The 12,039-nt window shown below is 71.0% G+C and carries 11 protein-coding genes; 5 read left to right on the top strand and 6 right to left on the bottom strand.

Features of this window, described 5'->3' with window-relative positions:
- Positions 1–44: 44 nt before the first annotated feature.
- The 4 genes from ACFV61_RS18670 to ACFV61_RS18655 are packed head-to-tail and all read right to left on the bottom strand — an operon-like array spanning position 45 to position 3,399.
- Complete coding sequence (locus ACFV61_RS18670) at positions 45–1,082, bottom strand: methyltransferase (protein WP_380492745.1); 1,038 nt, start codon at positions 1,080–1,082, stop codon at positions 45–47.
- 12 nt (positions 1,083–1,094) lie between these two features.
- A complete protein-coding gene (locus ACFV61_RS18665; protein ID WP_063346332.1) occupies positions 1,095–1,385 on the bottom strand; it encodes an antibiotic biosynthesis monooxygenase in 291 nt (96 codons plus the stop codon).
- A 26-nt stretch (positions 1,386–1,411) separates the two neighbouring features.
- Positions 1,412–2,965 (bottom strand): class I adenylate-forming enzyme family protein, encoded by a 1,554-nt coding sequence (locus ACFV61_RS18660; protein ID WP_063346331.1) that lies wholly within the window; start codon positions 2,963–2,965, stop codon positions 1,412–1,414.
- Positions 2,966–2,979: 14 nt separating this feature from the next.
- Entirely contained in the window at positions 2,980–3,399 is a 420-nt protein-coding gene (locus tag ACFV61_RS18655; RefSeq protein ID WP_380492743.1) for a nuclear transport factor 2 family protein, read from the bottom strand.
- Positions 3,400–3,578: 179 nt separating this feature from the next.
- Here ACFV61_RS18655 and ACFV61_RS18650 point away from each other — a divergent pair, with 179 nt between their 5' ends.
- Genes ACFV61_RS18650 through ACFV61_RS18635 form a run of 4 tightly spaced genes read left to right on the top strand, consistent with a single transcriptional unit; the run spans position 3,579 to position 7,762 of the window.
- Complete coding sequence (locus ACFV61_RS18650) at positions 3,579–4,367, top strand: SDR family NAD(P)-dependent oxidoreductase (protein WP_063346329.1); 789 nt, start codon at positions 3,579–3,581, stop codon at positions 4,365–4,367.
- Between the two features lie 27 nt (positions 4,368–4,394).
- Positions 4,395–5,333 (top strand): aromatase/cyclase, encoded by a 939-nt coding sequence (locus ACFV61_RS18645; protein WP_380492741.1) that lies wholly within the window; start codon positions 4,395–4,397, stop codon positions 5,331–5,333.
- Positions 5,326–7,005, top strand: a complete 1,680-nt coding sequence (locus ACFV61_RS18640) for an FAD-dependent oxidoreductase (protein ID WP_380492739.1) — start codon at positions 5,326–5,328, stop codon at positions 7,003–7,005. Before ACFV61_RS18645 ends, ACFV61_RS18640 begins: the two co-directional genes overlap by 8 nt.
- Entirely contained in the window at positions 6,992–7,762 is a 771-nt protein-coding gene (locus ACFV61_RS18635; RefSeq protein ID WP_380492737.1) for a cyclase family protein, read from the top strand. Before ACFV61_RS18640 ends, ACFV61_RS18635 begins: the two co-directional genes overlap by 14 nt.
- Before the next feature lie 92 nt (positions 7,763–7,854).
- Here ACFV61_RS18635 and ACFV61_RS18630 read toward each other — a convergent pair whose 3' ends face one another.
- The gene (locus ACFV61_RS18630; protein ID WP_380378666.1) at positions 7,855–9,855 is read right to left on the bottom strand and encodes a GTP-binding protein; all 2,001 of its coding nucleotides are present in this window, start codon (positions 9,853–9,855) and stop codon (positions 7,855–7,857) included.
- A 300-nt stretch (positions 9,856–10,155) separates the two neighbouring features.
- Here ACFV61_RS18630 and ACFV61_RS18625 point away from each other — a divergent pair, with 300 nt between their 5' ends.
- Positions 10,156–10,968, top strand: a complete 813-nt coding sequence (locus ACFV61_RS18625; protein ID WP_380492735.1) for a BTAD domain-containing putative transcriptional regulator — start codon at positions 10,156–10,158, stop codon at positions 10,966–10,968.
- Here ACFV61_RS18625 and ACFV61_RS18620 read toward each other — a convergent pair.
- On the bottom strand, positions 10,960–11,601 hold the full coding sequence (locus tag ACFV61_RS18620) for a LuxR C-terminal-related transcriptional regulator (RefSeq protein ID WP_380492734.1): 642 nt from the start codon (positions 11,599–11,601) through the stop codon (positions 10,960–10,962). The two genes, ACFV61_RS18625 and ACFV61_RS18620, sit on opposite strands and share 9 nt — an antisense overlap.
- Between the last annotated feature and the right edge of the window lie 438 nt (positions 11,602–12,039).

Genomic DNA, 12,039 nt, shown 5'->3' with positions numbered 1-12,039 from the left:
CCCGGTGGGGTCTCGGGGACCGACGCCGCGCGTACCCCGGTCCGTCAGGCCCGGTCCGGGACCGTGCTCTCGACCAGGTGCAGGTAGGAGTTGACCGGGCGGACCCCGGTCGGCTCCAGACCCGCCTCCCGGACGAGGGCGACCAGCCCGGCCTGGGTGTGCTTGCGGCCGCCGACGTTGAGCAGCAGCAGCAGGTCCATCGCGGTGGTGAACCTGATCTCGGGACTTCCGTCCACCAGGTTCTCGACCACGATGACGCGGCTGCCCGGCTCCGCCGCCGCCACCACGTTGCGCAGGGTCAGGACGGTGCTCTCGTCGTCCCACTCCAGGATGTTCTTCAGCAGGTACACGTCGGCCTTGACCGGGACCTCCCGGCGGCAGTCGCCGGCCAGCAGCGTCGCCCGGTCGGCGAGCGCGCCGCCCGGCCGCAGCCGCGGGTCGGCCCCCGCCACCACCTCGGGCAGGTCCAGCAGGGTCCCACGCAGCCCCGGATTGCGCTCCAGCAGCGTGGCGAGGACGTGCCCCTGGCCGCCGGCGATGTCCACCACCGTGCCGACCCCGCTCAGGTCCAGCCGGTCGGCCAGCGCGAGCGCGGAGAGCCGGCTCGACTGGGTCATCGCCTGGTCGAAGACCGCGGCCGACTCGGGCGCGTGGGCGTGCAGGTGGTCGAAGAAGTCCATGCCGTGCAGCTCGGGGAAGACGGCCTTGCCGGTGCGGACCGCCTCGTCGAGGTGCCCCCACAGCTCCCAGGTCCACGGCTCGGTGCCCCAGAGCACCATGTGCTTGAGGGTGCGCGGGGTGTCCTCCCGTAGCAGCCGCGAAGCGTCGGTGTGCGCGTACCGGCCGTCGGGTCGCTCGCTGAACACGTCGTAGGTCGTCAGCGAGCGCAGCAGCCGTTGCAGCGCGTCCGGTTGGGCGCCCACGGCCCGGGCCAGCTCGGCCACGGTGGCGGGCTCCTCGCCGAGCGCGTCGGCCAGGCCCAGCCGGGCCGCCGCGCGGACGGAGGCGGCGCAGGCCGCGCTGAGCGCGAGCTCGCGCAGCCGGATCACCGCCTGCGGAATGGTTTCGCCGGTCGTCGTCATCTGCCGTCCTCCTCAGGCGCCGTGCTGCGTGATCAGGTCGAACGGGGCCGGTTCGGCCTGGGCGAGCGCCATCACCCGGCCGACCCGCGAGCGGAACTCCGGGGAGCCGGTCGCCTGCTTGTGCGAGACGGCGTCGTCCCACTCGGCGGTCTCCACGTAGACCTGCGCGTCGGCGGCCGAGCGGTACAGCCGGTGGGATCGGAAGCCGGGTTGGGCGCTCATGTACGCGGTGATCTCCCCGACGACGGCCTCGAACTCGGTCTTGTCACCGGTGACGGTGAAGCGGTTGATGAAGGTGAACATGCTGGTCCTCCTGGGTCGGTCGCGGGTCAGGGCTTGCCGAGCAGCCGGTCGCGCAGATCGCGCCGCTGCACCTTGCCGGTGGCGGAGCGCGGGATGCTCTCCGCCAGCCACAGGTGCCGCAGGTGCTCGTAGTAGGGCAGTCGGGCGTTGACGAAGCCGGCCAGGGCGGCCGGGTCGACGTCATCGCCCATCGGGACGACGAGTCCGACGGCGACGGCGCCGCTCAGCTCGTCGGGGTAGTCGAAGACCACGCAGTCGGCGACCGACGGATGCCGCATCAGCACCCGCTCGATCTCGGTCGGCGACACGAGCCAGTTGTCGCACTTGAAGACGTCCTTGATCCGGTCGACGACGGACAGCCGGCCTTCCTCGTCGACCCGTCCGACGTCACCGGTGCTGAACCAGCCGTCCGGGCGCACGGCCTCGCCGTGCCCGGCGCCGAGGTAGCCCAGCATCAGCTGGGGCCCCTTGACCTGGATCTCGCCCTTCTCGCCCGTCGGCAGTACCGCGCCGGTCCGCACGTCGACGATCCGGCAGCCCGTTCCCGCCACCGGCGGGCCGCAGGATCCGGTGGTCGGCCGGTCCAGCAGGTCGAAGTGGGTGGAGGGCGAGGTCTCGGCGAGACCGTAGCCCTGGACCACCGGGACGGCGAAGTGCTCCGACAGGGCCGTCGTCGTGCGCGGCGGCAGCGTGGAGCCGCCGGACAGCACCGCCCGCAGCGAGGGGATCCGGAAGGCCGGCAGGCGCAGGTCCCCGGCCAGCCGGGACAGCCGCACCGGGAGGCTGTACAGGTGGCTGGCCCGCCAGGCGCGGGCCAGCTCCACCATCGCCTCCTGGTCCTCCGCCGGGCAGAGCAGAAGGGTCGCGCCGACCGCCAGCGCGGTGTTCAGGTGCATGAGGTGGAACGAGGGCAGGTTGTCGAGCGAGACCGAGTCCGCGCCCAGCTGGTGGGCGTGCGCCGACTGCGCGGCGTTCACCAGGAGGTTGTCGTGGCTCAGCCGCACCGTCTTGGGAGCGCCGGTGGTACCGCTGGTGAACTGGAGGCAGGCGGTCCGCGCGGCCTCGCCGTCCGGGACGGCCGCCCGGGGCAGTTCGTCCAGCACCGGTGTGCCGTCGCCCGCGTCCGAGGTCACCACGATCTGCCGCAGCGCCGGGACCCGGTGCCGCACCGCCTCGATCCGGCGGTGCATCCGGGGCGACAGCACCGCCGCCCGCGCACCACATGCGTTCAGGACGTGCACCAGGGCGTCGTCCGAGATCAACGGGTTGAACATGGCGCTGGTGTTGCCGGAGCGGGAGATCGCCAGGAAGGTGACGGCGAAGTCCACGGTGAGCTCGGCGGCGATCGCGATCACCGTCTCCGGGCCGCCGAACGCGCCGCGCAGCGCCTCGGCGCAGCGGGTCACCCGTCCGTCGAGCCCGGCGTGGTCGAGGACCTCGCCGTCGGCGACCAGCGCCGGGTGCCGGGGCGAGCGCCGGGCCGAGCGTCGGAGCAGGTCGTCGATCCGGGGGCCGCCGATCAGCTCCGACACGGTGTCCAGCGGCGCGCCGAAGGTCGTACTGTCCGCAGAGGTAGCCATGTCGGGGTCTCCTCTCAGGCGGCCGGCAGGTCGTCCCGGCACACCTGGCGGTGGCGGACCTTCAGCTCCCCGGCCACCCGCACCAGCCGGTCCTCGCAGCTGGTGCTCAGGTGCACGGCGGCCCCACCGCCCTTGGGCGTGGCGATGATGAGCGCGTAGGTCCTGGCGAGCACGGTGCCGTCCGGCTGCTCGGCGACCTCCAGCATGCCGAGCCAGTGCCGGTGCTGGACCCCGGCGGCGGCCAGGCGCGCCGCCGCCTCGTGGGCGCCGCGCTCGATGCTCCCCCGGCCCTCCTGCGGGTGCGGGCGGGCGTTGGCGGCGAACACGCCGTCCTCGGTGAAGGTCGCGGCCCACTGGGTGACCTCGCCCTCGTCCAGGTGGCGCATCTGCCGCCCGTAGAAGTGCTGGACCTCCTCGTAGAGCGATTCGGTCATGCTCGGGCCCTCCTCGGGCGGTTGGGGATCGGTACGGCGACGACGTTCGCACCCCCGTTTCGAATCCGGTTCGAGCGCGGGCCGCGCGGGCGCGCTCCAACGGGAGTCGAAGCCGGCGGTGCAGGGTCGGGCCGAGGGGCCTGAACGAGCCCGGGAACTCTGAATCGGAGACTGATGCGATGAGCACCGAGACAACCACCGGGGTCGCCCTGGTGACCGGGGCGACCAGCGGGATCGGACTGGCCAGCACCGTCCGCCTGGCCCAGCGAGGCCTGCGCGTCTTCATCTGCGCCCGCACCGCGAAGGACGTCTCGGAGACGGTCGCGCGGCTGCGCGGCGAGGGGTACGAGGTCGACGGCGTACCCGCCGACGTCCGCTCCCAGGAGGACGTCGCCACGGCGGTCCGGACCGCGGTGGACCGGTTCGGCCCGATCGGCGTGCTGATCAACAACGCCGGGCGCAACGGCGGTGGCGTCACCTCGGCCATCAGCGACGAGCTGTGGAACGACGTGATCGAGACCAACCTCACCAGCGTCTTCCGGGTCACCCGGGAGGTGCTGACCACCGGCGGCATGGAGCGGGCCGGCCACGGGCGGATCATCACCGTCGCCTCCACCGGAGGCAAGCAGGGCGTCCCGCTCGGGGCTCCGTACTCGGCGTCCAAGGCCGGCGTCATCGGCTTCACCAAGGCGCTCGCCAAGGAGCTCGCCGCCACCGGCACCACCGTGAACGCGGTCTGCCCCGGTTATGTCGAGACCCCGATGGCGGTGCGGGTCCGCCAGGCGTACGCCGCCACCTGGGAGACCAGCGAGGAGGACGTGCTCGCCCGGTTCGAGCAGAAGATCCCGCTCGGCCGCTACTCCTCCGCGGAGGAGGTGGCGGGCATGGTCGACTACCTGACCACCCCCGCCGCCGCCTCCATCACCGCGCAGGCGATCAACGTCTGCGGCGGCCTCGGCATCTACTGAACCCACCGACGGAAGGCTGGTCGACGGATGACCCGCACACAGCACACCACCCACGACATCGACGTGGCCGCCCCCGCCGACGTCGTCTACGCCGTCATCGCCGACGCCCTGGCGTGGCCACGGCGGTTCGGACCCACCCTGCACGTGGAGCACGAGGCCCTGACGGCCGACACCGAGCGGCTGCGGATCTGGGCCGGCGCCAACGGCGAGGTGAAGCACTGGACTTCACGCCGCGAGCTGGACGGCGGCCGCCGGCGGATCCGGTTCCGGCAGGAGGTCTCCTCGCCGCCGGTGGCCTCGATGGCGGGGGAGTGGCAGGTCCACGAGCGGCCCGGCGGCGCCACCCTGACGCTCACCCACGAGTTCACCACGGTCGACGACGACCCACAGGGCGTCGAGTGGATCACCCGGGCCACCGACCGCAACAGTCGAACCGAACTCGGCAACATCAAGGCCCTCGCCGAGAGCTGGTCGGCGCTCGCCGACCTGGAATTCGAGTTCGAGGACTCGGTGCTGGTCGACGCGCCGCTGGAGACCGTCTACGGCTTCCTCCACGAAGCCGCCGAGTGGCCGGGCCGGCTGCCCCACGTGGCCCGCCTCGACCTGCGCGAGGACGTCCCCGGCATCCAGCACATGGCGATGGACACCCGCACCGCGGACGGCTCCGAGCACACCACCGAGTCGATCCGGATCTGCTTTCCCGGCACCGCCATCGCCTACAAGCAGCTGCGCACACCGTCGATGATGTCCGCCCACACCGGCCGGTGGACCTTCGAGCAGACCGGGCACGGCGTCCGGGTGACGTCCTGGCACGCCGTCGTGCTCAACCCCGAGGCGATTCCCGCCATCCTGGGCCCCGAGGCGACCACTGCTTCCGCCCGGACGTTCATCCGCTCCGCCGCGGGCGGCAACAGCCGCGCCACCCTGGCGCTGGCCAAGCGGTTCGCCGAGGAACGCCATGGCTGACCCCGCACCGTCCGTCCTGATCGCCGGCGCCGGCCCGGTCGGGCTCACCGCGGCCCACGAGCTCGCCCGACGCGGCGTACGGGTACGGCTGATCGACGCCGCCGACGGCCCGGCCACCAGCAGCCGGGCGCTCGCGGTGCACGCCCGGACCATGGAGGTGCTCGACCAGATGGGAGCGCTCGACCGGCTGCTCCCGCTGGGCCGACGTGTCACCCACTTCACCATGCACCGCCGGGGCCGCGTCCTGGTTCGATTCGACACCAACTACGAGACGATGCCCACCGGTTACCCATTCAGCCTGATGGTGGACCAGGTGGTGACGGAACGCGTGCTGCGCGAGTGCGCCGCGCGGTACGGCGTCACCGTCGAATGGGGCGTCGAACTGGTCGGCGTCCGCTCCGAGACGGACGCCGCGCTGGTCACCCTGCGCCACCCCGACGGGCGGGTCGAGGAGACGCCGGTGCCCTGGCTGATCGGTGCCGACGGCGGGCGCAGCACCGTCCGGCGCCAGCTCGGCATGCGGCTGATCGGGGACACCACCCAGGAGTGGCTCAACGCCGACGTCACGATCGACGCCGACCTGCCGCCGGACAGCAACCACCTGCTGCACACCGACCCGGGAACGCTGCTGCTGGTGCCCTTCCCCGAACCGGGCAAGTGGCGCGTGGTGGACACCAGGGACACCGGCGGAGCCGACGACCCCGAGGTCGTCCGGCGCAGGCTGACCGCCAAAATCGGCCGGGCGCTGGGCCGGCCGGTCACGGTCGGCGCGCCCAGCTGGCTCTCGGTGTTCACCGTGCAGCAGCGCCAGATCACCCGGATGCGCTCGGGACGCTGCTTCCTCGCCGGCGACGCCGCGCACGTGCACAGCCCCGCCTCCGGGCAGGGCATGAACAGCGGCATCCAGGACGCCTACAACCTCGCCTGGAAGCTGGCGGACGTGACGCGCGGTCACGCCGGGCCCCACCTGCTCGACAGCTACGACGCCGAGCGGGTGCCGACCGGGGCCGTCCTGTTGCGCTCCACCAGGACGGCCACCGCGCTGGTCTCGCTGCGCACCGTGCTGGGGCCGGCCCTGCTCACCGTCGGCACCGCCGTGCTGCGCGCGGTGCCGCCGCTGAAGCGCCGGGTCGAGGGCAAGATGATCCGCGGCTTCTGCGGGCTGGGCCTGGCCTACCCGGACAGCCCGCTCACCCTGGCGACCGACGCCACCGGTGGGATCAGGCCCGGCGACCGGGTGGGCTGCGCCGCCGGCACGGCAGGCGGGCACCCCGGCGGGGCCGCTCTCCGTGCCGAACTCGCCGATCCCCGATGGACGTTGCTGGCCGCCGAGCCGGCAACCGGGCGCGCCGCCCACCGGGAGGCGGTGGAGCAGGTGGACCGGCTGTTCGGCGCGGCCGTCTCGGTACGGGTGCTGTCCGACGCGAACGCCGACGGTAGCTCCGACGCGGACGGTCACTCCGACGCGGACGGTCACTCCGACGCCGACGGTCACTCCGACGCGGACACCGACGGCGCGCTGCGTCGTGCCCTGGGTCTGGCGCCCGGGGAGTTCCTGCTGATCAGGCCGGACGGCTACGTCGCCGCCCGGGACCGCGGCCCGGGCCGGTTCCGCCAGGTCCTCCAGGCCTGCGCCCTGCTACCGGAAGGGACCACCAGTGCGCATCATTGACCTGTCCTCGGCGATCGACGGCGGCGCCTGGGAGGTGGACGGGATCCGTCACGAGGTGCTGACGCCGGCCGACGGCGCGCGGCACATGGCCGAGGGGATGCTCCGCAACCACGGCATCGAGTTCGACATCGCCGACCTGCCCGACGGAGAACTGCTCTCCCTCGACACCCTGACCCTGACCACCCACACCGGCACCCACGTCGACGCGCCGTCGCACTACGGCACCAAGACGGCGTACGGAATTCCGCGCGACATCGACCAGTTGCCGTTGGACTGGTTCATCGGCCCGGGAGTCGTCCTCGACCTGACCGACACCGGGGTCGGTACGATCGGCGCGGACCGACTGCGGCGGGCATTCGACGACATCGGCCATTGCCCGCGCGCCGGGGACATCGTGCTCCTGCACACCGGCGCCGACCAGCTCGCCGGAACACCGGAGTACTTCACCGAGTTCGCCGGCCTGGACGGTGAGGCGACCAACTTACTGCTCGACCTCGGGGTGCGGCTCATCGGGACGGACGGCTTCGGCCTGGACGCCCCTTTCACGCATATGCTCTCGGAGTTCCGGCGTTCCGGCGACCATTCCGTGCTCTGGCCCGCGCATTTCGCGGGGCGGCAGCGGGAATACTGTCAGATCGAGCGGCTGTGCAATCTGGGTGCGCTGCCCGCGCCGACCGGATTCACCGTACACGCGCTTCCGGTCAAAATCGTCGGCGCGGGCGCGGGTTGGACTCGGGCGGTGGCACTGCTCGATTGACGGTCGTGGCCGCCGAATTCAGCGCGGCCGGTATGCGACAGGTCCCGACCACCGTGGGGTGATCGGGACCTGTCGGGCGTGCGGCCCTGTGGTCAGATCCGGCCGAACATCCGCAGCATGTACTCCTTGCGGTCCAGCGGGTTGGTGTCGGTCCGACGGCGGCTCGGGGCCGCGCCGACGGCAGGCTGGAAGCTGTCGAACCGGGTGACCAACACTCCCTCACCCTGGCTCAGCCCCGGCAGCCGCTGCTCGAACTCCTGCGCCGTGCGGGCCGGGATGGTGCCCTCCACCAGGCAGGTGCTGCCCTGCGCCTTCGTCGTCTCCGGCGTGCCACCGCACTCCACCAGGTTCAACAGGACGGTGCTGACGTTCTCGGCCGGCACCTCCAGTTCGAACCTGTTCACCGGCTCGAACACCTGCGTCCCGGCCTGCTTGAGCGCGTTCATCAGCACCAGCGGGGTGAGCTTGCGGAAGTCGCCCGCCGCGCTGACCGGGCTGGCGAACCCGGTGTGGGTCAGCGTCACCAGGATGTCGAGCACCTCCCACCCGCACAGTCCCTGCTGGAGCGTCGAACGCGCCGCCTCCTCCACCGCCTTGTGGAAGGCGTACGGCAGCGAACCCAACTCGACCGACCGCCGGAAGACGACCCCCGAGCCGGGCTCTCCGGGCTCCACCCGCAGCCCGACCGTGGCCCAGAAGTAGGTCTTGCTCCGGTAGTCGATCTCCTCCGCCGACTCACCGACCCCGATCGGCCGCTCGACGCAGATGATCCGGGTGCCCTCGAACACCACGTCCAGCTTGTAGTCCTCGGCGAGCGTCGCCTTGATGACCTCCTTCTGCACCTCCCCGTAGAGGGAGACCGAGACCTCCTGCTCCTCGTCGTTCTTGCGGACGTTGATGAACGGGTCCTGGTCGGCCAACTGCAGCAGGGCCTCGTAGAGTTCGGGCATCGCGCCGGACCTCGTCGCCCTGACCACGGTCTCCAGGCTCGGCGGCGCGAACAGGTGCTGCCCGCGCAGCCCCTCGGCGGTGCCGAGCTGGTCCCCGATCCGGATGCCCTTGAGCCCCCAGACCTTGGCGATGTCACCGGCCGACGCCGGCGCCTCGACCACCGCGGAGCCCCGGTCGAACACCTCGACCACGGTCGTCCGGCCGGGCAGCTCGACGACGGCGCCGTGCTGGTCCTGCCGGTGGATGGAGACCTTGGTGCGGCCCTTGAGTGCTCCCGTGTGCAGCCGGACATAGGCGACCTTCTCGCCGGCCCAGCCGCGTTCGATCTTGAACACCGTTCCGCGCAGCGCATCGCCGGAGCCACCGTGATTGACCGGAAACAGGCTGGTGATCCCGTCCATCAGGTCGGTGATGCCGACGCCGGCCACGGCCGAGCCGAAGAACACCGGGTACAACTGCGCCGAGCCGGTCTGCCGGGCCAGCTCGGTCGTGTAATCCTGCTCGGTCAGCGCCGCCTCGTCGTCGAGGTAGCGCGCCAGGAACGCGTCGCCGTGCTCGGCCAGGACGTCGGCCAGTTCGGTGGCGAAGTCGTCCCCCGCCTCCTCCTCCGTGCCCCCCGCCGCGATCCGGCGGGCCGCGGCGCTCGCCTGCGGCGTACCGATCCTCTCCACCCTGCTCATCGGGACGATGGCGGGAGTGAGTTCGGAGCGGATCGACTCCAGCAGGTCGTCGTGGCGGGCGCCCATGCGGTCGATCTTGTTGACGAAGAGGATCACCGGCATGCGCATCTTGACCAGCGTGCGCATCAGCAGGCGGGTCTGGGCCTGGACGCCCTCCACCGCGGAGATGACGAGCACCACGCCGTCGAGCACGCCGAGGGCCCGCTCCACCTCGGAGATGAAGTCCGGGTGGCCGGGGGTGTCGATGAGGTTGACCTTCACATCGCCGACGGTGAAGGACACCACCGCCGACCGGATGGTGATGCCGCGCTGCCGCTCCATGTCGTGGGAGTCGGTCTGAGTGTCGCCGCGATCGACGCTGCCGATCCGGTCGATGACGCCGGCGGTGTAGAGCAGCCGCTCGGTCAGGCTGGTCTTACCGGCGTCGACATGGGCCAGGATTCCGATGTTCACGCTTGACATGACGTGCTTCCCCTAGTTCTTCGGTCTTCGCTTGCACAACCGGAGCAACACGGATCTTTCGGGGCACGTCATTCTCCTCGTGTCGTGACAGTAGTCCAACCTGTCGCAGTCTAACAGCACTTGACGATCCGACCGCCGATCGACCCCCGTCGATCGGCGGGGGAGTATTCCTTTTGGAACAACCGTGCCGAGCGCCTGGGAATAGCAGTAGTGCCACCTTGCGCGCAGTCCCCTTGAGTCGTTGATCGAAGCGTGGATATACAGGAGTCGAGTGATTATCTCGGCGAAATCGGAGGCGTCATGAGGTTCAATGTTCTCGGCCCGATGGAAGTCCTCGATGCGGGAACCCCGTGCACACCCAGCGCGCTGAAGGTCCGGTGGACGCTGGCCATCCTGGTGATGCACGCCAATCGGATCGTCGACCTCGGCGTCATGATCGAGGAAATATGGGGCGACAATCCTCCGCGCACGGTGGTGACCACCGCGCAGACCTACATCTACCAACTCCGCAAACTCGGTCGGGTGGAGGGCCGCGACTTCATCCTCACCAAGGCGCCGGGCTACCTGTTGCTCCTGGGCGAGGAGGAGCTCGACTCCCAGGACTTCGAGCGGCTCTACAACGAGGGCGCCCGCCTGCTGGCCGACGGCCACCCAGAGGCGGCGTCGGACCGGTTGGGCCAGGCGCTGAGCCTGTGGCGTGGCGGCGCGCTGGCGGACATCCCCGTCGGCAGGGCGCTCGCCGGCCACGTGGCCGTCCTGGAGGAGATGCGCCTGCGCGCGCTGGAGAACCGCATCCGGCCCGATCAGCAGATCGGCCGGCACCGGGAACTCATACCGGAGCTACGGGCGTTGACGCTCCACCACCCGCTCAACGAGTGGTTTCACGAGCAGCTCATGCTCGCGCTCGACTGTGCCGGCAGACGCAGTGAGGCCCTGCACGTCTACCGGTCGCTCTACCGCAAGCTCGACGAGGACCTGGGCATCTACCCGTCGCAGCCGTTGCGGGAGCTGCACGACGATCTGCTCAGTGGAATCTCGCGGCTGCGGGAGCCGCGTCGGCCGAGTGCCGGGCAGGTGATGGAACTCGGCCAGCAGCCGGCCGGCTCAGCCTAGTGGCACCAGCAGGGAGGCGGCCCTGGCCTTGTTGACGGCATCGATCCGGGAGACCGCGTTGAGTTTCACGAAGACGTTCCTGAGGTGGCGTTTGACGGTGCCGGGGGCGATGCTGAGGTGGCCGGCGATGGCGGAGTTGCTCAGGCCGTTCGCCACGAGTCCCATGATCTCCCGTTCCCGTGAGGAGAGTTGGGATCCGCGTGGCCCGGTCATCCAGTCGATGCCGGAGCGGGAGGCCATGATGTACACCCGCTCCCGGTTGACGGCCAGCCCCCGGACCACGGACACCAGGCAGTCGCTGGTGACGTCCTCGCGCAGGTAGGCACTCACTCCGAAGCTGAGGTACATCTCCACCTCGCCCGGCCGCTCGCGCTTGCTCAGCACGACCACCCGGCAGCGGGCGCCGCGGGGGAGCAGCCGGCCCAGGGCCTGTTCGGTGGCCGCGTGCGAGTCGCCCACCCCGAACAGCACCACGTCGACGTGGTGTTCGGACAGCACCTCCAGCGCCTCGTCCACGGTGCCCACCGTCGCGCGTACGACCAGGTCGGGCTCGGCGGAGAGGAAGGCGTGCAGTCCTTGGCGCAGCAGCGAATTTCCTTCGAGGACGAGGACCGACGTGCGATTCTTTATCATTGTCACGATAGACCTCGTTGGTAGAAGGCGCGAATTCCCGGCCGTGGCAGCCGTTTTCGGCCCGCCGCGGAGAGCGGCGCGCCCGACGGGATTCGACGGCAACGGGCGTGTGGGGGGAGTGATATCGGGGGCTGCGCGGTGCCGAGTCCGCTGGTGCCATTCGGCCGTCCCGGCCCGGTGGTCCGCGAGGCCTCGACCGTCGGTGTGAGGTCCGGCCTCGATGCCGACGGAGGCTTGCGCGCACCGGCGTCACCTGCACCTTCGGGCGACCGCCGCCCTCGTGGGCGGCGGCGCCGACCGTCACGGCAGCGGCCACAGTGCAGGTCCGGGGTCAGCCATCAACTGGGAACGCCAACCATTCATCTTCTTCCGATCGTCGGTCAGCGGCTGGTTTTCGCGGGCTTTATGGTCCAGGTCACAACCCCGCTTGCCGCAGAG

Origin of the sequence: Kitasatospora sp. NPDC059817, from assembly GCF_042731835.1 — a bacterium.
In the GTDB taxonomy this organism is placed as follows: domain Bacteria; phylum Actinomycetota; class Actinomycetes; order Streptomycetales; family Streptomycetaceae; genus Kitasatospora.
The sequence above is the reverse complement of the archived record's forward strand: the minus strand, read 5'-3'. Positions and strand labels throughout refer to the sequence as shown.